This is a genomic window from Pectobacterium betavasculorum, assembly GCF_000749845.1.
In the GTDB taxonomy this organism is placed as follows: Bacteria; Pseudomonadota; Gammaproteobacteria; order Enterobacterales; family Enterobacteriaceae; genus Pectobacterium; species Pectobacterium betavasculorum.
In genome coordinates this window covers 46,147-70,695 of record NZ_JQHM01000009.1, presented here as the reverse complement: position 1 = coordinate 70,695, position 24,549 = coordinate 46,147, and the positions used below count along the sequence as shown (strand labels likewise).

The 24,549-nt window shown below is 53.6% G+C and carries 22 protein-coding genes; 12 read left to right on the top strand and 10 right to left on the bottom strand.

Translation table 11 applies throughout. The features are described 5' to 3' along the window. Positions 1-34 precede the first annotated feature (34 nt). The 5 genes from fhuB to hrpB all read right to left on the bottom strand — a co-directional run bounded on the left by fhuB (position 35) and on the right by hrpB (position 9,425). Positions 35-2,053, bottom strand: coding sequence for a Fe(3+)-hydroxamate ABC transporter permease FhuB (gene fhuB / locus KP22_RS15900; RefSeq protein WP_039325160.1), 2,019 nt, complete (start codon positions 2,051-2,053; stop codon positions 35-37). Further along, on the bottom strand, positions 2,046-2,972 hold the full coding sequence (gene fhuD, locus KP22_RS15895) for a Fe(3+)-hydroxamate ABC transporter substrate-binding protein FhuD (RefSeq protein ID WP_039325159.1): 927 nt from the start codon (positions 2,970-2,972) through the stop codon (positions 2,046-2,048). Before fhuD ends, fhuB begins: the two co-directional genes overlap by 8 nt. Positions 2,973-2,988: 16 nt before the next feature. After that, positions 2,989-3,786 carry a Fe3+-hydroxamate ABC transporter ATP-binding protein FhuC gene (gene fhuC, locus KP22_RS15890; RefSeq protein WP_039307175.1) on the bottom strand — a complete coding sequence of 266 codons (798 nt, stop codon included), beginning with the start codon at positions 3,784-3,786 and terminating at the stop codon, positions 2,989-2,991. 596 nt (positions 3,787-4,382) lie between these two features. Beyond that, positions 4,383-6,860: a bifunctional glycosyl transferase/transpeptidase gene (gene mrcB, locus KP22_RS15885; protein ID WP_039307173.1), complete on the bottom strand. Its 2,478-nt coding sequence runs from the start codon at positions 6,858-6,860 to the stop codon at positions 4,383-4,385. 102 nt (positions 6,861-6,962) lie between these two features. Continuing rightward, positions 6,963-9,425, bottom strand: a complete 2,463-nt coding sequence (hrpB, locus tag KP22_RS15880) for an ATP-dependent helicase HrpB (RefSeq protein ID WP_039325178.1) — start codon at positions 9,423-9,425, stop codon at positions 6,963-6,965. 93 nt (positions 9,426-9,518) lie between these two features. Between hrpB and thpR the strand changes: the two genes are divergently transcribed. The 9 genes from thpR to panD all read left to right on the top strand — a co-directional run bounded on the left by thpR (position 9,519) and on the right by panD (position 17,223). Then, positions 9,519-10,061, top strand: coding sequence for an RNA 2',3'-cyclic phosphodiesterase (gene thpR, locus KP22_RS15875; RefSeq protein ID WP_039307170.1), 543 nt, complete (start codon positions 9,519-9,521; stop codon positions 10,059-10,061). A gap of 290 nt (positions 10,062-10,351) precedes the next feature. Next, on the top strand, positions 10,352-11,056 hold the full coding sequence (gene sfsA / locus KP22_RS15870) for a DNA/RNA nuclease SfsA (RefSeq protein WP_039325158.1): 705 nt from the start codon (positions 10,352-10,354) through the stop codon (positions 11,054-11,056). Between the two features lie 267 nt (positions 11,057-11,323). Then, positions 11,324-11,779: an RNA polymerase-binding protein DksA gene (gene dksA, locus KP22_RS15865; RefSeq protein ID WP_005969032.1), complete on the top strand. Its 456-nt coding sequence runs from the start codon at positions 11,324-11,326 to the stop codon at positions 11,777-11,779. 126 nt (positions 11,780-11,905) lie between these two features. After that, on the top strand, positions 11,906-12,856 hold the full coding sequence (gene gluQRS / locus KP22_RS15860) for a tRNA glutamyl-Q(34) synthetase GluQRS (protein WP_052012548.1): 951 nt from the start codon (positions 11,906-11,908) through the stop codon (positions 12,854-12,856). Between the two features lie 139 nt (positions 12,857-12,995). Then, complete coding sequence (pcnB, locus tag KP22_RS15855) at positions 12,996-14,408, top strand: polynucleotide adenylyltransferase PcnB (RefSeq protein WP_209428709.1); 1,413 nt, start codon at positions 12,996-12,998, stop codon at positions 14,406-14,408. Then, on the top strand, positions 14,408-14,905 hold the full coding sequence (gene folK / locus KP22_RS15850; RefSeq protein ID WP_039325157.1) for a 2-amino-4-hydroxy-6-hydroxymethyldihydropteridine diphosphokinase: 498 nt from the start codon (positions 14,408-14,410) through the stop codon (positions 14,903-14,905). Before pcnB ends, folK begins: the two co-directional genes overlap by 1 nt. A 116-nt stretch (positions 14,906-15,021) precedes the next feature. Continuing rightward, positions 15,022-15,816 (top strand): 3-methyl-2-oxobutanoate hydroxymethyltransferase, encoded by a 795-nt coding sequence (gene panB, locus KP22_RS15845; RefSeq protein WP_039307162.1) that lies wholly within the window; start codon positions 15,022-15,024, stop codon positions 15,814-15,816. Between the two features lie 154 nt (positions 15,817-15,970). Beyond that, entirely contained in the window at positions 15,971-16,825 is an 855-nt protein-coding gene (gene panC, locus KP22_RS15840; RefSeq protein ID WP_039307160.1) for a pantoate--beta-alanine ligase, read from the top strand. Positions 16,826-16,842: 17 nt separating this feature from the next. After that, positions 16,843-17,223, top strand: coding sequence for an aspartate 1-decarboxylase (gene panD, locus KP22_RS15835; RefSeq protein ID WP_039325177.1), 381 nt, complete (start codon positions 16,843-16,845; stop codon positions 17,221-17,223). A 70-nt stretch (positions 17,224-17,293) separates the two neighbouring features. On the opposite strand, the gene KP22_RS15830 is transcribed toward panD, so the two are convergent. Continuing rightward, positions 17,294-18,064 carry an ABC transporter permease gene (locus tag KP22_RS15830; protein WP_039307158.1) on the bottom strand — a complete coding sequence of 257 codons (771 nt, stop codon included), beginning with the start codon at positions 18,062-18,064 and terminating at the stop codon, positions 17,294-17,296. Further along, the gene (locus KP22_RS15825) at positions 18,061-18,999 is read right to left on the bottom strand and encodes an ABC transporter ATP-binding protein (protein WP_039307157.1); all 939 of its coding nucleotides are present in this window, start codon (positions 18,997-18,999) and stop codon (positions 18,061-18,063) included. Before KP22_RS15825 ends, KP22_RS15830 begins: the two co-directional genes overlap by 4 nt. 138 nt (positions 19,000-19,137) lie before the next feature. Between KP22_RS15825 and can the strand changes: the two genes are divergently transcribed. Beyond that, the gene (gene can / locus KP22_RS15820; protein ID WP_039307156.1) at positions 19,138-19,779 is read left to right on the top strand and encodes a carbonate dehydratase; all 642 of its coding nucleotides are present in this window, start codon (positions 19,138-19,140) and stop codon (positions 19,777-19,779) included. Positions 19,780-19,837: 58 nt separating this feature from the next. Here can and hpt read toward each other — a convergent pair whose 3' ends face one another. Beyond that, positions 19,838-20,374 (bottom strand): hypoxanthine phosphoribosyltransferase, encoded by a 537-nt coding sequence (gene hpt, locus KP22_RS15815; RefSeq protein ID WP_209428708.1) that lies wholly within the window; start codon positions 20,372-20,374, stop codon positions 19,838-19,840. A gap of 149 nt (positions 20,375-20,523) precedes the next feature. Between hpt and KP22_RS15810 the strand changes: the two genes are divergently transcribed. Next, positions 20,524-20,958 carry a GNAT family N-acetyltransferase gene (locus KP22_RS15810; protein WP_039325156.1) on the top strand — a complete coding sequence of 145 codons (435 nt, stop codon included), beginning with the start codon at positions 20,524-20,526 and terminating at the stop codon, positions 20,956-20,958. Here KP22_RS15810 and KP22_RS15805 read toward each other — a convergent pair whose 3' ends face one another. Continuing rightward, positions 20,959-22,044: an ABC transporter ATP-binding protein gene (locus tag KP22_RS15805; protein ID WP_039325155.1), complete on the bottom strand. Its 1,086-nt coding sequence runs from the start codon at positions 22,042-22,044 to the stop codon at positions 20,959-20,961. It lies immediately after the preceding gene. Between the two features lie 4 nt (positions 22,045-22,048). Beyond that, positions 22,049-23,734 carry an ABC transporter permease gene (locus KP22_RS15800; RefSeq protein WP_052012547.1) on the bottom strand — a complete coding sequence of 562 codons (1,686 nt, stop codon included), beginning with the start codon at positions 23,732-23,734 and terminating at the stop codon, positions 22,049-22,051. Positions 23,735-24,103: 369 nt separating this feature from the next. Here KP22_RS15800 and KP22_RS15795 point away from each other — a divergent pair, with 369 nt between their 5' ends. After that, positions 24,104-24,451, top strand: coding sequence for a YacC family pilotin-like protein (locus tag KP22_RS15795; protein WP_011094845.1), 348 nt, complete (start codon positions 24,104-24,106; stop codon positions 24,449-24,451). Positions 24,452-24,549 lie beyond the last annotated feature (98 nt).

The following is a 24,549-nucleotide window of genomic DNA, read 5'->3' as shown; positions in this document are numbered from 1 at the left end:
CATCGGCGAGTTTCCCTTCCCGCCAACGATCGCGTTACTTCACCTGTTTGCGTAATAGATAAACAAAGTAAGGTGCTCCGATAAACGTCGCGAGCAACCCTGCCGGAATCTGCGCCGGAAAGAGAATCATCCGGCCAAACCAGTCCGCAATCACCATCAGCGCTCCGCCAATCAGCGCAGAGCTGGCGATTTGCGGCAACACACGGCTAAAGCCCAGCATCCGTGCCATGTGTGGTGCCATGAGGCCCACAAAGCTCATCGGCCCAACCATCATGGTTGCCATTGCAGTCAGCACCGAAGCCAACAGCAAAACCAACAAGCGAACTGGCGTGACGGCCACGCCAAGCGATCTGGCAGTTGTAGTACCAAGCGGCAGAATACGCAGCCAGCGCTGACACAACGGGACGATCAATAGCAGCAGAATCGCGATCGCTGCCGTGCGGATCGCGTCTACAGGTTCGACCGCATAGGTTGATCCCGACAGCCAGGTCAGCACCGTCGCCATGCGTGGATCGCCACTGGCTAGCAGGAGCGCGATCACGGTAGAGAACGCCATACTCAGTGCGATCCCCGCCAGCAGCATACGCTGCGTGGAGAAACCGCCTCGTCCGGCGATAATCACCATGACCAACAACGTCAATGCTGCCCCTGCGCTACCGGCAGGAAGCAACCACACGAACGCGTTGCCGGGGATAAAGAACAGCAAAATAATGACGCCGAACGATGCGCCGGAGCTAATCCCTAACACTTCTGGGCTTCCCATCGGGTTACCGGTTAATTTTTGTATTAGGGTTCCCGCCACCGCCAGTATGACCCCAGCTGTTAGCGCCGCCAGCACGCGAGGCCAGCGCCACGAGAGCAATTGCGCTAACACATCACCACCGCCCCACTGCCAGCCTTGCGCATCTTTCCCCAGCATCAGCGCCGTGATGACCACCATTCCCAGCAGCACGATACCAAGCAGCAACCACTTTCCCCACAGGCTACGTTCGAGCGTCGGCGTGCTGTTACTGTCCACCAACGCGGGTTGAGCGCTATTACGCAGACGCGGCAGCAGCCATAGTAATAGCGGCGCGCCAATCAGCGCCGTCGCCGCGCCCGTCGGTACTTCAAGCCACACCCGGCTCAGCCAGATAACCCCCTGGTCGGTGACACCAAGCAGCAGCGCCCCCAGAAGCGGGGCTAATAAAAGGCGGTGCAGTAAACGCCGCGCACCCAGCATTTTCGCCAGCAGCGGCGCAAACAGGCCAATAAAACCAATAATGCCCGCTGCATTCACCAACTGCGCGCACAGGAAAATCGCCAATCCAAGCGCGCTCAGACGTGCCAGCGACAGCCCAAGCCCCAGATTACGCGCAACGCCGTCATCCAGCCCCAGCAACGTTAGCGGACGAATCAGAAGCAGCGACAGACAGAAACACGCCAGAAGGCGCGGGAGAACAAACTGCACATTGCTCCAATCCTGCTGGTTCAGCACGCCGCTGCTCCACAAGAACAAGCCCTGAAGCTGTTCATGATGAAAGAGCACCAGCAGTTGATTGACCGCACTACAGTAGAAACTCAGCACCAGCCCCGCCAGTATCAGCGTCACGGGTGATAATCGCTTGCCCCAGGCTACGCCAAACACCAACGCGCCAACGACCAGCGCGCCGATCATAGCCGCAGCCTGTTGGACCCATTCCCCACCGGGCAGCGCCCACAGCGTTACCACCGTGATGCCTAGCTGTGCGCCAGTGGCGATCCCCAGCGTTGACGGCTCAGCCAGAGGATTACGCAAGACCTGCTGGAACAGCACGCCACACAGCCCCAGCCCTGCGCCAATCAGCGGCGCCAGCACCATGCGCGGTAACAGGCTGTAGTGGAACAAAAGCTGCTGCATGTTGTTCAACGTGGGCTGCGTCAGCGCCTCAAACCACTGTGACACAGGCAATTGCTGCTGCAAATTGTAGCTACCCACTCCCAGAATCACGAACAGCAGAAAACCGATTAAAACAATGGGAAGCACCATCGGGTACACAGTACGCTTGTGCACGACAGAAAGAGAATTAGGCATGCTTTCTCGCCTCCAATGCCTGATTCAATATGCGGCAAAAGCGCATCGCCGAGAGCGTTCCGCCATACAGCCAGACGGCAGGTACGCGCTGTAAACGCTGTTGACGCACAAATGGCATAGCCTGCCAGAGCGGATTGTTATCAAGCTGTGCGCTAATGGCGCTATCGCCATGCTCGAAACAGAGCACGTTGGCGTCGCCGATTTCCGCCAGACGTTCAATGCCCACAATCGTGCTGCCCCAGAAACTTGTTTCACCACGCCAGGCATTCTCAATCCCGATATGATCCATCACTTCCTGAAAAAGACTGTTCTTGGCGATGATCAGTACGTGACGGCTATCAATCAGCGTGATAAGCAATAGCGGCCGCTCCGTGTAAGGCTGAAGTGTGATTCTTTCCTGCTGGAGAAACTGCGCCAACTCCGTCAGATGCCGTTCTCCAGCCGCCTTCATATTTAGCGCATCGGCCAGTTGCATCACTGAAGCCTGTGCCGACGTCAGCGGCTTTCCCTGATCGCTGCTGAAGCCAAAACCGAGCAGTGGAGAAATACGCGACATTTTTTCGATCGAAGGTCCGTATCCTTTGGAATAAAGAATCAGCGATGGGCGAATCTGCGTCAGCAATTCAAGGTTAGGCTCGGTACGCAGCCCCACATCAATCACTGATTCTGGCAGTGCGGGTTCTTTCACCCACAGGTTGTAATTATGTTTGTCGGCAATCGCGAAGGGTGTGATGCCTAACGCCAGAAGCAGTTCAACAGGCAACCATTCCAGCGCCACAATGCGGTTTAGATCGTGAGAAGCACTTGTCCCCCCCTTGCTCGCCGCTGAATAAACCAGCGGTGACAGCAGCAGCGCCGTCAATAAACGACGACGTAGTGGATCGGGAGAACGCGGGAAAGAAGAAAATTCAGGCATCATTAGCAGGTAAACCGAGTTAACAAACGAAGCTGACTGGTGCGCCACCAGCCGGATGAGGCAGAATGCCCATGGGAATGCCGTAGATATTTTCCAGCACCTCCCCTTGCATCAGCGCGACAGGCTCACCCTGCGCAATCATTTTTCCGCCGCGTAATGCCACCAGATGATCGCAATAGCGGGCAGCCATATTGATATCATGCAGCACCGCAATCACGGTGATACCCCGCTCGTGGCTCATGCGCTGAATCAGTGCCAGAACCTCAACCTGATGCGCAATATCCAATGCGGAAGTCGGCTCATCCAACAGCAGACAGCGGCTGTCCTGTGCCACCGTCATCGCCAGCCAGGCCCGCTGCCGCTCACCTCCAGACAGGCTATCCACCAAACGGTTAGCAAACGGCTTCAACCCCACCAGCGTGATGGCCTCTTCGACCTTTTCTCGATCGACGCTGCCGAAACGGCCTAATGCGCCGTGCCACGGGTAACGCCCTACGGCAACCAGCTCACGCACGGTCATCCCTTCGGCAGCGGGAAGCTGCTGCGGTAAATAAGCCACCTGACGGGCGAACAATTTGTTGTCCCAACTTCCGGTCGCCTGTTCGCCCAACAGTGCAGTACCACCGCTAGCGGGCTGATGACGCCCCAGAATTTTCAACAACGTCGATTTACCCGAGCCGTTGTGTCCAATCAGACCACAGACTTTCCCGACGGGGAACGTGATAGAGAGCGGGTGTAGCAGCGTGCGTCCGGCAACGGAAAAGCTGACGTCGTCCAGTTTGAAAGTGGTATCAGGCAGTACAGTTTGATTTTGCATAGCGCTTTTGGTTTGTCATGTCACCGAAGGAAAGGGGTGAGCAGAATTCACTATTCCCGTAATCGTCGCTCTAAAAGAGAACGATAATGATTACGATAAAGGCAGCATGATAGGCGCAACGGAATGCCAATCGCAAGGCTTTTACCTGTCAGCACTAGGTTAACACTGCGCCTTATACACAAATCTAGAAGTATCGCGATTTTTGCCGTGATCCGGCGTAAAAAATTATGCTGAGGAGATAACTGGCTTCAGATGAGCCGCAGGACGCGGCGAAAGCTTGTGCCACGTCGGACAAAAACGTCAGAGACGTTTTTGAACAGCACTCGTGCTGGCCCAAAGGGCGAGCCCCATTAATGGGGCGAGTAAACGCGTCGCAAGCGGTCGGCTAAGCCAGATACCGACGAAGGCACCGCGTCAGCGGCATAATTGCTGCCGAAAGCCTGGGGTCACGGGGCGGCGGCGTTTGAGCCGCCTCGTGTCGGGCGCGTGCTACGAGATAGCATGAAATAACTGTTTTGTAAGCGCACGAAACTGTCTCTCAGTCTGCATAAAAATATGACTAAGAGACAGTAATTCCTTGGGGCAGTGAGAAGTGATTACTGACCAAACATTTCTTTGATCCAGTCAGCGACGCCTTCTCCATTTTGCTGGCTCTGCTGCGCTGAAGGCTGCGGCTGGCTAGCCTGACACAGTGCCTGCGGGTTATCTGTCCAGACTGGCAATACGCGTCCGGCGCTGCTGCCGTTGCAGATAAAGTTCCCGCTGGCATCCACCGTCATAGTCGTAATACCTTCCGGTGGCGTCAGCATGAGCGGCAGCGGCGTTTGGTTTTCCAGATAGCGACGATAAATCGTCAGCGCACCGTTCGCCCCGGTCAGCTTGGCTGGGCCGTTGTTATCACGCCCTACCCAGCTAATCGCCACTTCTTTGCCGTCAATCCCGGCAAACCAGCTATCGCGCAGGTCATTGGTGGTACCGGTTTTTGCTGCCAGATGATAATTCGGGAATTTCACCGCCAGCGACCGCGACGTACCGCGTTCGACCACCTGCTGCATGCCGTATAGCGTCAGATAGGCCGCCTGTGCCGGCACCGCTCGTTCAGCCTGTGGGAAGCTCTGATACAGCACCGTGCCATCTTCCGCAATCACTGAACGCAGTGAAGAAAGCGGAGCGCGATTACCGCCGCTCGCAATCGTCTGGTATTCCTGCGCCACTTCCATTGGCGTCAGGCTGATCGCCCCCAGCAACATCGCAGGAACAGGCTGAATGACACTTTCAGGAACCCCTAAACGCTTTAGTGTTTCCGTGATCTGATTCAGCCCGACGGCCATACCCAGATTGACGGTCGGGACGTTCAACGAGTTTGCCAACGCATCGACCAGCATGACGCGGCCACGGAATTCACGATCGTAGTTCTTCGGCTGCCATAACTGCCCGTTAGACTGCTTGAGCGACAGTGGTTCATCTGCCAGCAAAGTATTCATACGATAGGTGTCAGGCTGGCTCAACGCCGTCAGGTAGGTCGGCGGCTTCGCCAGCGATCCGACAGGACGACGCGCCTGTAGCGCACGGTTAAATCCGGCGTACTGCGTTTGAGCACCACCAACCATCGCACGAACTTCGCCACTGAAACGATCGACAATCACCATCGCTGCTTCAAGATCGCTCACGTTGCGGCCTGCACGCAGTGCCGGAACGCCCACTTCTACTGCCTTCTCCGCCGCATCCTGCGAGACAGGATCGAGCGTGGTAAAGACCTTCACACCAGAGAGGTCGTTAACCTTGTCGCCAAGCCGCTGTTGCAGTTCCTGACGTACCATCTGCATAAACGCGGGCTGAGGACTGATTACGCCGCCTTTCGGCTGCACGCCCAGCGGACGCGCACTCAACATGTTGTACAGATCGGCATCAATCACCTGCTGATTCTGCAACAGGCGCAGCACCAGATTACGTCGCTCTAATGTAATCTGCGGATTACGCCACGGGTTATACAATGACGCCCCTTTCACCATCCCCACCAGCAGCGCCTGTTGATCGAGGCTCAGCTCATTCACCGGACGACCAAAGTAGTACAGGCTGGCAAGCGGGAAACCACGGATCTGATCGTTACCACTCTGGCCGAGGTACACCTCGTTGAGATACAGTTCAAGGATGCGATCCTTGCTGTAGCGATAATCCATGATCAACGCCATATAGGCTTCGTTGGCTTTACGCCACAGCGAACGTTCGTTAGTCAGGAACAGGTTCTTCACCAACTGCTGCGTCAGCGTACTGCCGCCCTGCACTGCGCGCCCCGCCGTGATATTCGCTAAAAACGCACGACCAATGGAGTACAGACTGATGCCGTCGTGCTCATAGAAATGACGATCTTCGGTCGCCACCAGCGTATCCACTAACAGATCGGGGAAACCGGCACGCGGCACAAACAGACGCTGTTCGCCATTCGGCGACTGCATCATGGTGATCAGTTTCGGATCGAGACGGAAAAAGCCGAAGTTACGCTGGTTGTCTAGATTCTGAATCTGCGACAGGCGATCGTTGGCAAACGTCAGGCGCGCCTGAATCTGCCCTTCTTTCCCATCGGGGAAATCAAACGGGCGGCGCAGCATATCGATGCTTTTGCCACGCACGCTGAATTCACCCGGACGGGTAATACGGCTCACCTGACGGTATTGCATTCCTTCCAGCAGGCTAATCATCTCTTTCTGGCTATAGGCCATGCCCGGCTCGAGGTTGACCATGCGGCCATAGACGGCGGCGGGCAACTGCCAGACTTTGCCTTCAATACGGCTGCGGATCTGACTGTCGAGATACACACCATAGATCGCCATCGCCACGGCAAAGATCAGGAATAGCTTGACCGCCAGCCCCAGCCAGCGCCGTTTTCTCTGCGATTTACGCGTCATGGTGTCATCGCCGTCGTCGTCATCATCGTCATAGTCGTCCTGATAATCGTCATAATCTTCATCATCATAGTCGTCATCCCTACGACGTCGTATGGCCTGTTTGCGTTCAGGCTTACGTTTTGGCGCTTTCCCTTTACGTCCGATAGGTTCGCGGTCATCCCGAGACATTACAATAACTTCTCCATCAGGTTGTTCACGGCTATCTGCTCTGCGCTCAAGCCGCCTACTCTGTTTCCAGCCCCTTTTTTGGGAAAGCGGAAACGTCTGAAATTAGTGATTCTGATATTTCTTGGTACGTCTCGTTGGAGCCGTATTTGCCGGATCGTCCGGCCAGACATGCTTGGGGTAACGCCCCTTCATCTCTTTTTGCACCTCACGGTACGTGCCTTGCCAAAATGCCGCTAAATCCCGCGTAATCTGTAGTGGACGCAGTGCTGGCGATAAAAGTTCCAATACCAGCGCCACGCGACCTTCTGCCAGCAACGGGCTCTGCTGCTCGCCGAACATTTCCTGCATCCGTACCGACAGCACCGGTGGCTTATCGTCATAATAGGCGATGGGCAAACGACTACCGCCGGGCGCACTGTAGTGCGTGGGCAATGCGCTATCCAGCCGCTGGCGCAGCGACCAATCCAACAGCCGCAACAACGCATCGCTCAAATTAATCTGGTGCAGTGCACGTAAATCCCGCACGCCGGACAGTGACGGCTGTAACCAGATTTCCAACGTTGCCAACAGCGTGTCGTCATCCACTCGCGGCCAGTCAACCTCAGGCAACCACTGGTGAGCGCACTGTAGCCGGGCACGTAGCTGCAACGCCGCAGCGTCCCAATTTAATGCTTTGAGTCCCTGCTCCCGAATCCAGAATAGCATCGCCTGCTGTAATGCTTCGTCAGAAGGTTTGTTCAGCGGGCGCGTTCGCAGAGTCAGGCAACCAATCTGGTCGCGCTGGCTGGCGCGCAGAGTACCCTTTTCTTCGTCCCAGTGCACCACGTTACGCTCATTTATTAATCCAGGTAGCCGCCGCTCCAGCCGTTCAATATCCAGCGGCAACGCCAGCAGGATCCGTGCCTCTGCGCTTTGCTTGTTTTGCACTAATCGATCGTTCTGTAAGAGCGCCGGAGCCAGCAACCACTCCGTACCCGACAGCGCGTCATCAGCCGACATCATCGCGCCGCTGCCGTTAGCAAGCTGGTAGCGTCCATCCTGACTGCGCCGCCGGGCGATGCGGTCGGGGAAAGCCTGCGCCAACAGCCAGTCGGCTTCCCCGCTGTCAATATGCCCCAAGGTCGTCGATAAACGGCGCGTCAGCTGTTTTGCCCGCCGTAGCCAGTGTGGCAATGGACGATGCAGCCAGTCAGCCAGATTAATCGATCCGCTACGCGGCGGCTCTTCGAGGATCGCCGCCAGACATCCGGCTGTCGCCAACGCCTCTGCACTCTGCTGTGACGCGGCATACAGCATCGTCGCCAGTCGGGCATCGCTGCCTAGTGCCGCAATCTTGCGCCCCTCGGCGGTCAACCGACCTTGGTCATCGGTAATACCAAGCTGGCGTAGTAATTGACGTGCGGCATAAAGCGCAGGTGGCGGTGGCGTATCCAGCCAGATTAACTGCGCCACATCAGTACAGCCCCACTGTAATAAATCCAGCCAGACGCTGCTTAAATCGCTATTCAGTATCTCAGCTTCGCTTTGTACCGCCGCACGTTCTGCCTGTTCACGCGAGCATAGGTGCCAACAAATACCGGGGCTTAAACGCCCCGCACGCCCCGCGCGCTGCACCATCGAGGCTTGACTGATTCGCTGCGTCACCAGTCGAGTCACGCCGCTTTTCACATCGAAGCTCGCTACGCGTTCAAGGCCGCTGTCCACCACCAGTCGGATCCCTTCAATTGTCAGACTGGTTTCAGCGATGTTGGTGGCTAACACCACCTTGCGACGACCCGGATCCGCGGGCAGAATGGCCTTTTGCTGTTCCGCCAGCGTCAAGGCGCCATATAAAGGGCAAAGATCGGTTTCGCTCGACACGTTATTTTCCAGCAGCGCCTGCACGCGGCGAATCTCCGCGACACCGGGCAAAAACAGCAGCAGCGAGCCAGTCTCTTCACTGAGTAAACGCCGCACCTGCCGCGCAACACCGTCTTCAAAGCGATCCTGACTATTTAGCGGCGCATAACACCGCTCAACTGGATAGCTGCGACCTTCGGAAACCACGCAGATGGCTTCCGGCAACAGCGCTGACAGCCGCGCATTATCGAGCGTCGCGGACATAATCAGCAGTTTTAAGTCTTCACGCAGCCCTTGCTGCACATCCAGCAGCAGCGCCAATGCCAAATCCGCCTGCACGCTACGTTCGTGAAATTCATCAACGATGATCAGCGCGACACCTTGCAGTTCCGCATCCTGTTGCAGTAAACGGGTCAACATCCCTTCGGTGACGACTTCAAGCTTCGTTGCGTGGCTCACTCGGCTTTCCGCACGCATGCGATAGCCTATCGTTTGCCCCGGTTCCTCACCGAGCTGTTGTGCCAACCGCCAGGCAACACTCTTCGCCGCCAAGCGGCGCGGCTCCAGCATGATAATGCGCCCGTTCACGTTGCCTTGTTGCAGTAATTGCAACGGCAGCCAGGTTGATTTCCCCGCCCCTGTTGGCGCATTGAGCAGCACCTGAGGCGCGGTATGTAGCGCCGTTATCACATCATCCAGCACGGCGCTGACGGGCGGTAAAATCACAGACATCTCCGTATAAGGTTAACTTTCAGCGGCGAGCATTGTAGCATCTGGATGAATGTAGCATCGGATGGAATCAGAACAAGAGAGATCGCCATGTCAGCCACCCGCCGCCTGTTTTTTGCCTTATCGCTACCGGAAACCACACAGCAAGAGATTATCCGCTGGCGTGCCGAACACTTCCCTCTGGAAGCCGGCCGTCCCGTTGCTGCGACCAACCTGCATCTGACGCTGGCGTTTTTAGGCGAGGTGAGTGAGCCAAAGGCACAGGTTTTACAGACCTTAGCAAGCCGTATCCGTCAGCCCGCCTTTTCCCTTACGCTGAATGACGCTGGGCACTGGCCACGTCCCGGCGTTGTCTGGCTGGGCTGTCGCCGTGCACCGCGGGGATTGCTACAGCTCGCGGAACTGTTGCGCTCTCAGGCGGCACGCAACGGCTGCTATCAAACAGCATTACCTTTTCACCCACATATTACGCTATTGCGCGGCGCGACTCGTCCCGTGGCGATTCCCCCCGCTACCTTCAGTTGGCAGGCCGACATGACACACTTTTCCCTTTATCAGTCTCTTTTCGACAACGGTAAAACTCGCTATCAAAAGCTGGAAAGTTGGTCATTTATCAAACAAGAGAATAGTTAGATATACCCTAAATAATTCGAGTTGCATGACAAAACGTTAGCGTTTTGAGCAACGCTCTGCGTTGACCCTTTAGGGCAAGGCTCATTTATGGCCTTGTAACGCGGCAACCGAGCGAATCCCCAGGAGCTTACACAAGTAAGTGACTGGGGTAAGTAAGGACAAATCGGCTTAGCCGATTTGAACGCCGCTTGCGGCGGCCCTTCAGGGCGAGGCTCAGAACTGAGCCGAGTATTGCCAACGCACAAGCAGCTTGAAGTATGACGGGTATAAACGAATAAAACAGGATACGCATGAACTATACCCCACGCTTACAACCCGCTCGGCTGATTAAGCGCTACAAACGCTTTTTGGCCGATGTCGTGACCCCGGAAGGTGAGACGCTTACGCTGCACTGTGCCAATACCGGTGCGATGACGGGCTGTGCCACACCCGGCGACACCGTCTGGTATTCAACGTCCGATAATCCTAAACGTAAGTATCCGCACAGTTGGGAACTGACTGAAACACAACAAAATCACTGGATTTGTGTCAATACTCTGCGTGCCAACACATTATTGTACGAAGCCTTATTGGAAAATCGCATAGAAGAGCTAGCACGCTATCCGGTCATAAAAACGGAAGTAAAGTACGGTACGGAAAACAGCCGAATCGACTTGCTTTTACAGGCACCAAACAAGATTGACTGCTATATTGAGGTGAAATCCGTCACATTATTGCAACATGAATGTGGTTACTTTCCCGATGCGGTTACACTCAGAGGGCAAAAGCATCTGCGTGAACTGCAACAGATGGTTTCCAATGGAAAACGCGCCGTTCTTTTTTTCGCCGTTCTCCATTCAGGGATCCAGCTGGTTTCTCCCGCTCGGCATATTGACTCACGCTATGCGGAATTATTTACAGAAGCGCAGCAGGCAGGGGTTGAAATTTTATGTTACGGCTCCACATTATGCCCTGACGGTATTAAATTGACGCATAAGCTACCGTTGTTGGGATAAAGCACAAGCATTACATAACACGCCGGGCGTACCCCCCAAGGCGTAACACATTGTTTATTATTTAATGTATGCAGGTTGTTCGTGACACTTTATCAGGCCGGTGTCAGGAAGCATTGCCAACCCCATCTTCATCTGCTATTTATAGCGGCCTGTTTTTTCCCCCCTTTGGGGCCGATATACCCAGAGAGCTGGAGTTATGGCCAACAACGCCGCGACTTCACTGCATAAAAGGGTATTATGCGTGTCGTGTTATGTAGGAGAAGCAACATGCAAGAAGGTCAAAACCGTAAGACATCTTCTCTGAGCATTCTCGCAATTGCCGGAGTAGAGCCGTACCAGGAGAAGCCGGGCGAAGAGTATATGAACGACGCTCAGCTGGCCCACTTTAAGCGTATTCTTGAAGCATGGCGCAACCAACTCATGGATGAAGTGGATCGGACTGTATCGCACATGCGCGATGAAGCTGCTAATTTTCCCGATCCCGTGGATCGCGCAGCGCAGGAAGAAGAGTTCAGTCTCGAACTGCGTAACCGTGACCGTGAGCGCAAACTGATCAAGAAAATCGCCAAAACACTGGTGAAAATCGAAGATGAGGATTTCGGATTCTGCGAATCCTGTGGCGTCGAGATCGGCATCCGCCGTCTGGAAGCACGCCCGACCGCCGATCTGTGTATCGACTGCAAAACATTGGCAGAGATACGCGAAAAGCAAATGGCAGGATAATCTTCCTGCTCAGAATCGGCTCCTGCCCTCGCAGGGGCCAATTTCGATAACCTACCGCTGATGAATAATGTTCATCGCTCTATCTTCTGTCTGGATAAAACACTGACGAGATAGCACCAATTTCTTATGTCCGTAACCGATCGCTTTACTGAAATTAATCATTTTACCGAAACTCATCGTTATGTCGGGCGTTTTGCTCCCTCTCCCTCTGGTGACCTGCATTTTGGCTCACTGATCGCTGCACTGGGTAGTTACCTTCAGGCTCGCTCTCAGCAAGGGCGCTGGCTGGTACGCATTGAAGACATCGATCCGCCACGGGAAATTCCCGGAGCCGCTTCCCGCATACTCACACAGTTAGAACACTACGGCCTGTACTGGGACGGCGATGTGATTTACCAGTCACAGCGGCATGCGCGTTACCGTGAGATTCTTCAGCAGTTGCAACAGCAGGGGATGAGCTATTACTGCACCTGCACGCGTAGCCGTATTCAGCAGCTAGGCGGGCACTATGACGGCTATTGTCGGACACGCAACCTGCCCGCCGACAATGCCGCGCTACGCCTGCGGCAGACGACGCCAGTATTTCACTTTCACGATAAATTGCGTGGCGAGCTGTATGCAGACCAAGCTCTCGCTCAGGAAGATTTTATTATCCACCGCCGTGATGGGCTGTTTGCTTATAATCTCGCCGTAGTCATCGACGATAACGATCAGGGTATTACGGAGATCGTGCGCGGTGCCGATCTTATCGAACCGACAGTTCGGCAAATTTCGCTCTATCAACAGTTGGGTTATGCGATCCCCACCTATGTTCATCTGCCGCTGGTTCTGAATACAGAGGGGAATAAGCTTTCCAAACAGAATCACGCCCCCGCACTACCGGACAGCGATCCGCGTCCTGTGCTGCTTGCTGCGTTGCAATTTTTAAATCAACCACTGCCGGAGAATGGGCAAGAAATGACGCTTTCTTCACTTCTGGCATGGTCTGTCGCGCATTGGTCGCTTGATGTCGTCCCCTTACAGGCGGCAATAAACGCATCCGCGATCACATCGGCATTCTCAAAGGAGCATTGGTGAGCTATGATTAGCCGCTATTTTTCGTGACGTGCCATCCTTGACCGTCATTTTTGCAGGCCGTCGCCGGAGTGATGTCAAAAATGTCTTCCGGAAGTTTTTTGCTGTGCCGTTGATTTATCCATCACTATCGAGGTGTATTATCTTTTCCCGAGTTGCTAATTTTTGTCGTAAAGTACTGAATCGTGAGAACGAAATGGTCGAATCAGAGGAACCACGTCAGCATCTGACGGTAATCCCGCGTGACCAACATACTATTTCACGCAGTGACATCAGCGATAACGCGCTGAAAGTACTTTATCGCCTGAACAAAGCGGGCTACGAAGCTTATCTGGTTGGCGGCGGCGTACGCGATCTGCTGCTAGGCAAAAAGCCGAAGGATTTTGATATCACCACCAACGCTACGCCCGATCAGGTGCGAAAGTTATTTCGCAACTGCCGTTTGGTAGGACGCCGTTTCCGTCTCGCACATATTATGTTCGGGCCCGAGGTGATTGAAGTTGCCACGTTCCGTGGTCACCACGAGCAGCATCAGGAGCAGCAAGAAACCAAAAATTCCTCTCAGCAGGCTCAGAGTGGCATGCTGCTGCGCGACAACATTTTTGGCTCGGTTGAAGAAGACGCCCAACGCCGCGATTTTTCTATCAATAGCCTCTATTACAGCATTTCTGATTTTAGCGTACGCGATTATACCAATGGCCTGAACGATCTGCGTCAGGGCGTTATCCGTATGATTGGCGATCCGGAAACGCGCTACCGTGAAGATCCGGTGCGTATGCTGCGTGCCGTCCGTTTCGCCGCCAAGTTGAACATGACCGTCAGCCCGGAAACCGCCGAACCGATTCCTCGTCTGGCCGCCTTGCTGCACGATATTCCTGCGGCGCGGATGTTTGAAGAATCGCTGAAGCTGCTTCAGTCAGGCTATGGCTATCCCACTTATAAAATGCTGTGTGAATACCAGCTGTTCCAGCCGCTTTTCCCACTGCTGAGCCGCCATTTCACGCCAAACGGCGATTCCACGCTGGAGCGCATGGTTGCTCAGGTGTTGAAAAATACCGATCAGCGTTTGCAAAACGATATGCGGGTGAATCCGGCGTTTTTATTCTCCGCTATGCTGTGGTACCCGTTGATTGAACATGCGCAAAAGCTGGCCCAGGAAAGCGGTCTGGCCTACTTTGATGCATTCTCACTGGCAATGAACGATGTTCTGGATGAACAGTGCCGTTCTCTGGCGATTCCTAAACGTATTACCTCTTTAGTCCGCGATATCTGGCAACTGCAAACGCGCCTGTCTCGTCGTCAGGGTAAACGTGCTTATAAACTAATGGAACATCCTAAATTCCGCGCCGCGTATGACCTGCTTTGTCTGCGCGCCGAGATTGAAAACCACCAGGAGCTGCTGCGTCTGGCTCAGTGGTGGGGAGAATTCCAGGTTGCTGCACCGCCGCGTCAGCAAAATATGCTTAAATCGCTGGATGATGGCCCTACACCACATCGTCGCTCCCGTCCTCGTCGGCCGCGTAAACCAACTACGGCACGCAGGGATCAAGCCTGATGACGCGCGCGTATCTGGCGCTGGGTAGCAATCTTGCCCAGCCTTTGCAACAGGTACGCGCTGCACTGGCTGCGCTAGATGCAATTCCACAGACTCGCGTCGTTCGCTGCTCCTCATTTTATCGTAGTTGCCCGCTCGGCCCACAGGATCAGCCGGATTACCTTAATGCTGTCGTTGAGCTGGAAACTGAATTAGCCGCCGAGTCGCTTCTCGATCGCACACAGGCGATCGAGCTGGAACAAGGTCGCGAACGTAAGGCACACCGTTGGGGTCCGCGTACGCTGGATCTGGACATTCTGCTGTTCGGTGATGCCATCATCCAGACTGAACGCCTGACGGTGCCGCATTACGATATGAAAAATCGTGAATTCATGCTCTATCCGCTCGCAGAAATTGCTCCTGAACTGACGTTCCCCGACGGCGAAACACTCGCCCAACGGTTAAACGATGTCGGCCGCAATGGTCTGACATTGTGGGACAGCAGCAATCCCGCCTAAGCCATAATAAAGTCTACAGACAAGCAGATTGAAGCATGGCGGGTATATCGCTACACGTCGGCTTACATTAGAATATTCCTCTCTATTCTTCGCCCTATTGACATAGGAAGACCGTCATGAAACCGACGACTATCTCCCACTTGCGCCAATGGAAACAAGAGCAGCGAAAATTCGCTACGATAACGGCTTACGATGCCAGCTTCTCTCGTTTGTTTTTTGAACAAGGTATTCGCGTGATGCTGGTGGGGGACTCTCTGGGAATGACCGTGCAAGGTCACGATTCCACATTGCCCGTAACCACACACGACATCGTTTACCATACGCAGTGTGTTCGCCGTGGCGCACCGCTGGCTCTGGTTCTCTCCGATATGCCTTTTATGACCTACGCTACACCAGAACAAACGTTCAGCCAGGCCGCAGAACTGATGCGCGCCGGTGCCAATATGGTGAAGCTGGAAGGCGGAAGCTGGCTTGCCCCAACGGTAAAAATGCTGACCGAACGTGCCGTGCCGGTTTGCGGTCATCTTGGCCTGACTCCGCAGTCCGTTAACATCTTCGGTGGCTATAAAATTCAGGGCCGAAGCGAAAGTGATGCCAACCAGCTTCTAGCCGACGCCCTCGCGCTTGAAGAAGCCGGTGCGCAGTTGCTCGTACTGGAATGCGTGCCCGTCGCGCTGGCCAAACACGTAACAGAAGCGCTATCGATTCCGGTGATCGGTATTGGCGCAGGCAGTGTTACCGACGGGCAGATTCTGGTCATGCATGATGCCTTAGGTATTACCGGTGACAGCACACCTAAATTTGCCAAGAACTTTCTGGCACAAAGCGGTGATATCCGTGCGGCGGTACGCCTATACGCACAAGAAGTCGAACAGGGTATCTACCCAGCCGAAGAACATTCATTTCATTAATCTAATGCTGGTTACTGAAACGTGAATTTAGGGGGAAACACGGTGATGAGGTTCCCGCAGAGATGCCTCACACCGTGGTAGCCCCCGATATCTCGGGCCTAAACGATCGGCATTCATTCCACTAATCAGGCTATTGTTGTTAAGGAGTATCGGTGTGTTGATTATCGAAACCCCTCTGCTTCTGCGCCGCGAAGTCCGTCGCTGGCGTCAGGAAGGGAAACGTATTGCTTTGGTTCCCACCATGGGTAATTTACACGACGGGCATATGACGCTGGTCGATGAAGCCAGAGCGCGTGCCGACATCGTTATTGTCAGCGTTTTTGTCAATCCCATGCAGTTTGAGCGGCAAGATGATTTAGCCCGCTACCCCCGGACGTTGCAGGAAGACTGCGAGAAACTGAACCGCCGTGGTGCCGATCTGGTTTTCGCCCCAAGCCCGGATGTGATATACCCAAATGGACTGGAGTCGCAAACGTCTGTCGATGTGCCCGGCCTGTCTTCCATGTTGGAAGGTGCCAGCCGTCCCGGCCATTTCCGAGGTGTAGCCACCATCGTTAGCAAGCTATTCAATCTGGTACAGCCGGATTTGGCCTGCTTCGGTGAGAAAGATTATCAGCAGTTAGCGCTGATCCGGCAGCTTGTCCGTGATATGGGCTATGACATTGATATCGTCGGCGTCCCTATCGTGCGTGCAAAAGACGGTTTGGCATTAAGTTCACGTAATGGCTATCTGAGTGCTGAAGAGCGTCAACTGGCGCCACAACTTTATCAGTTGATGATGGATCTGTCGGCGCAGTTGGACAACGGCGATCGCCAGACAGACGCACTGTTGGAACAGGTAGCAGAGAAGCTGCGCGAAGCAGGCTTTACACCAGATGAACTGTTTATCCGTGATGCTGATACGCTGCAACCACTAAGCGCTGCCAGCACGCGTGCTGTGATTTTGATGGCTGCCTGGTTAGGCAAGGCTAGGCTGATTGATAACCACCAGGTCGATTTGACTGTATGAACCGAGGTAACAAAGCGATGATACGTACCATGCTGCAAGGCAAGCTGCACCGGGTGAAAGTAACTCAGGCTGACTTGCATTATGAAGGCTCTTGCGCCATCGATCAGGATTTTATGGATGCCGCAGGCATTCTGGAATACGAAGCGATTGATATCTACAACGTTGATAACGGTCAGCGTTTCTCTACCTACGCCATCGCAGGCGAAAGAGGCTCACGCATTATCTCTGTGAACGGTGCCGCCGCTCGCTGCGCCTGCGTGGGCGACAAGCTGATTATCTGTTCCTACGTGCAGATGTCGGACGAACAAGCCAGAAGCCACAACCCTAAGGTTGCCTATTTCGCTGGTGATAATGAGCTGCAACGTCAGGCCAAAGCCATTCCGGTTCAGGTCGCCTGATCGCGCTTTATCTATAAGCAAAAGGCGGTGTTACCACCGCCTTCTCATCAAACTACGTATAACCGACAAACTACGTCCGCAGCCCGCGTCCGCGCTCAATCAGCCACCAGACCAGCAGATAAAACACCACGATAAAGGCAATCAGCACCGACATCGTGAACAGCAGCGGCACATCCTGAATTCCGAGGAAGCCATAGCGGAAACCGCTAATCATGTACACCACTGGGTTCAATTTGGAAATAGCCTGCCAGACAGGCGGCAGCAACGTTAACGAGTAGAATACACCGCCCAGATAGGTCAGCGGCGTCAACACAAACGTCGGAATCAGGCTGATATCATCAAAGGTTTTCGCAAATACCGCATTCAGTAATCCCGCCAGCGAGAACAGCGTTGCCGTCAGTAGCAACGTCAGAACGATGATCCACCAGGCATGCACATGCAGCGGAACGAAAAACAACGACACAGCGGTAACCAGTACGCCAACGCAGACACCACGCGCGATTCCCCCGCCAATATAACCCGCAATAATCACATGAGTTGGCACTGGTGCGACCAGCAACTCTTCAATATTGCGCTGAAATTTGGCGCTGAAGAAGGAGGAAGCTACGTTGGCATACGCATTGGTAATCACTGCCATCATGATCAGGCCCGGCACGATAAACTGCATGTAGGTAAAACCGTGCATTTCACCAATACGTGAACCGATCAGGTTACCGAAAATAATAAAGTACAGTGTCATGGTGATCACTGGCGGCACCAGTGTCTGAATCCAGATCCGACCAAATCGGGTCACTTCTTTAACCCAGATACTCTGTAGCGCCACCCAATACAAATGCATCATGCCCTTTCTCCCTTACCGTTCACCCCGTCCCCATTAACCAACGTGACAAACAGCTCTTCCAACCGGTTAGCTTTGTTACGCATACTTAATATTGTTATCCCCTGCGCACTTAGCTGGCTGAATAACGCGTTCAGACCCTGCTCGCGCATCACATCCACTTCCAGCGTTGACGTATCCGTCAGGCGGAACGCATAACCTTCAATCTGTGGCAGCGGACTTTTCGCCGCCAGATCGAAAATAAACGTTTCGGACTTAAGCTGAGCAAGCAGCTGCTTCATCGAGGTATTCTCCACCAGCTCTCCCCGCTGGATGATCCCGATGTTGCGGCACAGCATTTCCGCTTCTTCCAGATAGTGTGTCGTCAGGATAATCGTGGTGCCCTGCGCATTCAGCTCTTTCAGAAAACCCCACATGGAGCGGCGTAGTTCGATATCCACGCCCGCAGTCGGCTCATCAAGAATCAGCAGTTTGGGCTCATGCATTAATGCACGCGCAATCATCAGGCGACGCTTCATCCCTCCGGACAACATCATCGCTTTTTCGTTGCGTTTCTCCCACAGATCCAACTGTTTCAGGTATTTTTCGGCACGCTGCAATGCATCCTGACGCTTCACGCCATAGTAACCCGCCTGATTCACCACAATCTGTAATACGGTTTCGAAAGGATTGAAGTTAAATTCCTGCGGGACCAACCCCAGTTGGCGCTTCGCATTCACTTTATCCAGTTCAAGGTCGTAGCCAAAGACGCGGACTTTACCGGCGCTTTTGTTCACCAACGAGCTGATAATCCCAATCGTAGTGGATTTTCCTGCGCCATTTGGCCCCAGTAGCGCATAGAAATCCCCCGCTTCCACGTTCAGGTCTATCCCCCGTAACGCCTTGACGCCTCCCGAATAAGTTTTGGTTAGTTGCGCCAGTTCCAGTGCATATGTCATAAGAAATGGATTGCCTTATTATCAGTGAGTTCTACAGATTCGAAGTCATGATGGAGATAAACTATCGTTTTTCAAACGACGCATGTTGCCTTATATTACTCCCCACTGCCTCTTGTTTGTTACAGGTCATTTACTTTCATGAAAGAAATTGAAACGCTCATCGCGAACAACCAGCTTTGGTCTAAAACGATGGTGGAAGAGGATCCTGGCTATTTTGAACGTCTGGCGCAGGCACAACGTCCCCGTTTTCTATGGATTGGATGCTCGGACAGTCGCGTACCTGCGGAAAGTCTGACCAGCCTTGAGCCTGGTGAACTGTTTGTTCACCGCAACGTCGCAAATCTGGTTATTCACACCGACCTCAATTGCCTGTCTGTCGTGCAATATGCCGTCGAAGTTCTTGAAGTCGAACATATTATCATCTGCGGCCACTACGGCTGTGGCGGTGTTCAGGCGGCGGTGGAAAACCCAGAATTGGGTTTGATTAATAACTGGCTGCTACACATTCGTGATTTGTGGTACAAGCACAGTTCGCTGCTGGGGGAATTGCCTCCCGAACAGCGCCTGAATACGCTCTGTGAAATCAACGTTGTCGAGCAGGTTTATAACCTCGGCCACTCCACGATCATGCAGTCCGCCTGGAAGCGTGGGCAGAAAATCACGATCCACGGTTGGGTTTACGGCATTCAGGATGGCCGTCTGCGCGATCTGGAAGTGACTGCGACCAACCGGGAAACGCTAGAACAGCGTTATCGCCGCGCGATTTCTTCACTGCCTTGATTCTCTGCCTGACGCCCATTTGCTGGGCGTCGCTTACGGCATCGGCCTTATTTGACCATTAGTCTTGCGGTACAACCTTGCCGACGTAAGGTAAATGGCGATAGTGCTGAGCATAGTCGATACCATAACCGACGACGAACTCATCAGGGATGGAGAACCCCACCCACTCCACTTTCACCGCCACTTCACGGCGCTCCGGTTTGTCCAGCAGCGTACAGATAGCCAACGATTTCGGCTCACGCAGTTGCAGAATTTCCCGCACTCTGCTCAGTGTATTACCCGAGTCGATGATATCTTCAACGATCAATACGTCTTTACCGCGAATATCTTCATCCAGATCTTTCAGGATTTTAACATCGCGTGTACTGTTCATACCGCTGCCATAGCTGGATGCCGTCATGAAATCCACTTCGTGGGGGGCATCGATCGCCCGGCATAAATCGGCCATAAAGATAAACGATCCACGCAATAGCCCCACCAGCACCATATCGCTGCCGCTATCACGGTAGTGTTCGCTGATCTGTTGTCCCAGTGCGGTAACCCGCGCCATCACTTCCTGCTCAGAAATCATGACTTCCACGGTATGTTTCATCATACTGATAACTCTTTGAAGTAAGGTATTCAGCACCATCGGCAAAATGACGGACTCATTATCGATGATGCGCCAATGCTGACGTTTAAATCAGTCTGGGCTGCGCCCAAGCGCGCGAAGTATATCAGAAACCACACCATGAAGGAGACATCATGAGCACACCACCCGTGGATGTTTGCTACAAAGTGAACGCTCCGCTTTCCAGCCAGCAGTTCATTGAGCTGTTGGCGAAAACCTCATTGGGACCGCGCCGTCCGCTGGATGATGAGACGGCGATTGCAGGTATGCTTAAGCACGCCAACCTGCTGGTTTCCGCATGGCAAGGGGAGACGCTGGTTGGCATTGCGCGCAGCGTGACGGATTTTCATTTCTGTTGTTATCTGTCCGATCTGGCGGTGTCAGACGACTGTCAGCATGCGGGGATAGGAAAAAAGCTCATTCAACACACCGCTAAGCAGTTGGAAAAAGGCTGCAAAATCATTTTGCAGGCCGCACCGCTGGCGGTGGATTACTACCCGAAATTAGGGTTTGAAAAGCATAACAGCGCCTGGCTAATGTCGGCATCAGAGCTACACTCAGAGGCATAGTCATTTCTTTTCAGGGTGGTCAGCCGTGCTGTTGACGATCGGTAAAGCAGGATACAAGACCGGAGGATCCGTCTTAATGCTTAAACGCACCTGCTGTCCTGGTTCAAACCAGTTGCCGGTTTGCACCAGCAGCATCAGCTCTCCCAGCTTCACCCGGTACAAGTTTGATGTGCCCATAAACAACCTATCGTCGATCGATGCGTGGCCATCAGGATCGAGCGCGAGCGCCACATCTGCCGGACGCACCATCCAGTCGCACTGAGAATCAATCGGCTGGTTGAGCGGATGTGTCGCGTGATGATCGCCCAATGGGCTCTGCCATTGATGGTCGCTCATGATTTTCACGGGTAAATAGTTCGCATTCCCCATAAAATCAGCCACAAAGCGACTATTAGGGCGATGATACAACTCTGACGGATAACCTTGCTGCATAATCTTCCCTTCATCCAGCAGAATCAGATGGTCAGCGCAGGCAAAAGCTTCCTCTCGGCTATGCGTAGCAAAAACTGCCGCGACATGACGTTGTTTGAGAACCTGCCGTAACTCAGCGATCAGGCGATAGCGAGTCTGGCTGTCCAAACCGCAAAATGGCTCGTCCAGAAGTAATAACTTCGGCTCACAGGCCAGCGCACGGGCAATCGCCAAACGCTGCTGCTGCTCATTAGATAGCTCGTGTGGATAACGCGTAGCGACATCATCCAACTGCAACAGCGCCAGCATCTCCGCACAAATTGGCCTCACCTCGCTTTCCGGGCGGCCATATAAACCAAACGCAATATTGCCTTCCACGGTTAGATGGGGAAAAAGCGCGTAGTCCTGAAAAATCAGCCCAACCTGACGCAGTTCAGGCAAGACATACCCCTGCGGTGAACTGACGGGTTCTCCCGCCAGCAAAATCTTGCCCTGAGTAATCGGCAGCAGGCCCGCGATCACCTGTAAGAGCGCCGTTTTACCGCAACCGTTCCTGCCCAGCAGACAGATAGTTTCATCATCGCGCACGGCAAATGAAAGGTTCTCCAACACGGGAGACTGCTGCAACGAGCAACTTACCGCCTGAACGCTCAGAATATCTATCGACGGAGCCATGTGATTATCCTTTTATATTCAGTACGCGATGCAGCCAAAAAACCGGTATCAGCCCTACCGCGACTAACACCAGCGCAGGTAAAGCCAATGACGCAACCTGCTCACTCGCCGTAAAGCGAAAAACATACGTTGCCAACGTATCAATCCCAAAAGGACGCAGCATCAGCGAGGCATTCAGCTCTTTCATACTTTCCGTGAAGATCAGCAACGCCCCGATGAACATACTGTGGCGCAACAGCGGAATATGCAGGCGTGACCAACGGCTAAGGGGAGAAGCCCCCAGCGTGAGGCTCACGCTGTCCAACGACCTTGGAATCGCTTCCATACTGCGCTCAAGGCTGTCCAGCATCAGGCGTCCAAATTTAACGCTGTAGGCAAGAATAAGAATAAATAACGAGCCCGCTAGCAAATCATCCGCACTGGTAAGCCCGGCAGCGCTGGCAAGGAAATTAATTCCGCGATCCACCAGCGACAGTAGGGTAAAGAGCCCAACAGCCAGTACCGCACCAGGTAAAGCAAAACTCAGGCTAACCAACCGAACCGGCGTCTGATTGGCAAACACGCCTGCTGTGCGCGTGTAGAAGATAAACGACAGCGCCATTAGCGTAATGATGACGGTCGCCGCGGCGGACGCCAACAGGCTATTCATCACCGCGTAAAGGAATGCTATATCCCCTATCGACATCATGTGTCGGGTAGCGAGAAAGAGTAGATATAGAACCGGTAACAGGAACGACAGACAAACAACACCCCAGCAATAACAGCGAACCGCCCTGCTGCGCCACCCGTTCAACACAGGCGGAACTATCAGAGAAGAATTCGCCTGAGCTTGATAAATTTTCTGCTTCCGACGCCAGAGATTAACCAGAAGCATCAACAGAAAGATCGCGGGCAGAATCAACACACCCAGGCGCGCGGCCGCCCCCAAATCGCCCTGTCCCTGCCAGATATCCAGCACCTGTGTTGTCATGGTTGGAATACCCAGATAAGACGCCGCCCCATAATCACCCAGTGTTTCGACCACCACTAACGCGCCGCCACAGGCAATCGCTGGCAGCGCTATAGGCAAACATAAGCGTCGGAATACCTGAGCGCGCGTCTGATTCAGTAAGCGAGCTGAATGAATCAGACTGGCAGGTTGTTTCGCCAGCGCTTCGCGTACCAACAGGTAAATGTAGGGATACAACACCAACGCCAGTATCAAACTCACGCAGCCGAGTGAAACGGGTAGCCCAGCAACATGGGGCTCCCCCCACGGCGATGCAATCAGCCATCCTCTTTCCCTCAACCATAGGGAAAGATGGCGTAACGCATCGGTATAAAGGTAGGCGAGCAGGAAAGCGGGCATCGCAAGCGGCAGGCAAAGCGCCCATTGCAACACGCGATGGCCGGGAAAGCGGTACATGGCGATAAACCAGGCCGAAGGCAGTCCAAACAGTAAACTGAAGAAAAGCGTACCAATCGCGATGATCGCAGAATGTATGAGGTAGCTGGGTAAACCGAATTGCCACAGTTGGGTAAACCCCATGCCGTCGGCAAAAAAAGCCTGATAAAAAACCGTTGCTAAAGGAAGCAGCAACAGTCCCGCCAACAACCAACTACTGACGCGCCAGACACCGGAGATCATAGAATAAAAACTGTATTGGATGAGATCGTTGTTATTAATAACAGAGCCTGACAGCGGCGTCATCGTATCAAACGGCGATAAATAGGCTCTAATCCTGCGATTAACCCAGGATGATTTTCATCACTTAGCATCGATAAAATAAATGTTAATCATTTCAACGAATTATTCGCATACGCTCTCCATCTTCTCAGCGCACGTTTTTTATCGTCATCGCCTAAATAATTCGAGTTACAGAGTAAAACGTGAGTATTTTGAACAACGCAAAGCGTGAGCCCGACAGGACGAAGTCCATGGATGAATCAAGTAACAAAATCAACGCACATGCAGCCTGAAGAATAACGTGGGATATCAGGTGTTTCCCGTAAGAAAACTTGGAACCCCATGGGATATCTGTGATAACGTCATCTGACGATATTTGGAACAGGTTCAACCATGAAAAACTCTGCGCTGGCTCTGCTCCTGCTAAGCCTGATGAGCTTCTCTTCCGCCAGCAAGGCGCTGAATGAATTTGAAGCGGAAGATCTGGCCGATCTGACCGCGATCTTTGTTTATCTGAAAAACCACTGTGGCTATCAAGACCTACCGAATGAGCAGATTCGTCGGACGCTGGTTGCATTTGCTCAGCAAAATCGCTGGGATCTCAGCAACTACAACGCTTACGACATGACGGCGATGGGTGAAGACAGTTATCGCGACCTTAGCAAAATCGCGATCCCGACACCGAAGAAATGTCAGTCTCTGGCACGTAATTCACTTGGCTTACTCTCCTACGCGCAGTAATTTCCCTGCTCCTCCGCACTGACTGAAATTTGACCGTGCAAGCGGCAAAAGAGTCGGCTATGATGGCGCGCCAATTTTCATGGCTGTTATCGCGGAGG

Coding starts and splice junctions, on each gene's coding strand:
- fhuB (WP_039325160.1), bottom strand. CDS start 2,053: ATGCCTAATTCTCTTTCTGTCGTGCACAAGCGTACTGTGTACCCGATG.
- fhuD (WP_039325159.1), bottom strand. CDS start 2,972: ATGATGCCTGAATTTTCTTCTTTCCCGCGTTCTCCCGATCCACTACGT.
- fhuC (WP_039307175.1), bottom strand. CDS start 3,786: ATGCAAAATCAAACTGTACTGCCTGATACCACTTTCAAACTGGACGAC.
- mrcB (WP_039307173.1), bottom strand. CDS start 6,860: ATGTCTCGGGATGACCGCGAACCTATCGGACGTAAAGGGAAAGCGCCA.
- thpR (WP_039307170.1), top strand. CDS start 9,519: ATGTCAGCCACCCGCCGCCTGTTTTTTGCCTTATCGCTACCGGAAACC.
- sfsA (WP_039325158.1), top strand. CDS start 10,352: ATGAACTATACCCCACGCTTACAACCCGCTCGGCTGATTAAGCGCTAC.
- dksA (WP_005969032.1), top strand. CDS start 11,324: ATGCAAGAAGGTCAAAACCGTAAGACATCTTCTCTGAGCATTCTCGCA.
- gluQRS (WP_052012548.1), top strand. CDS start 11,906: ATGTCCGTAACCGATCGCTTTACTGAAATTAATCATTTTACCGAAACT.
- folK (WP_039325157.1), top strand. CDS start 14,408: ATGACGCGCGCGTATCTGGCGCTGGGTAGCAATCTTGCCCAGCCTTTG.
- panB (WP_039307162.1), top strand. CDS start 15,022: ATGAAACCGACGACTATCTCCCACTTGCGCCAATGGAAACAAGAGCAG.
- panD (WP_039325177.1), top strand. CDS start 16,843: ATGATACGTACCATGCTGCAAGGCAAGCTGCACCGGGTGAAAGTAACT.
- KP22_RS15830 (WP_039307158.1), bottom strand. CDS start 18,064: ATGATGCATTTGTATTGGGTGGCGCTACAGAGTATCTGGGTTAAAGAA.
- KP22_RS15825 (WP_039307157.1), bottom strand. CDS start 18,999: ATGACATATGCACTGGAACTGGCGCAACTAACCAAAACTTATTCGGGA.
- can (WP_039307156.1), top strand. CDS start 19,138: ATGAAAGAAATTGAAACGCTCATCGCGAACAACCAGCTTTGGTCTAAA.
- hpt (WP_209428708.1), bottom strand. CDS start 20,374: ATGATGAAACATACCGTGGAAGTCATGATTTCTGAGCAGGAAGTGATG.
- KP22_RS15810 (WP_039325156.1), top strand. CDS start 20,524: ATGAGCACACCACCCGTGGATGTTTGCTACAAAGTGAACGCTCCGCTT.
- KP22_RS15805 (WP_039325155.1), bottom strand. CDS start 22,044: ATGGCTCCGTCGATAGATATTCTGAGCGTTCAGGCGGTAAGTTGCTCG.
- KP22_RS15800 (WP_052012547.1), bottom strand. CDS start 23,734: ATGACGCCGCTGTCAGGCTCTGTTATTAATAACAACGATCTCATCCAA.
- KP22_RS15795 (WP_011094845.1), top strand. CDS start 24,104: ATGAAAAACTCTGCGCTGGCTCTGCTCCTGCTAAGCCTGATGAGCTTC.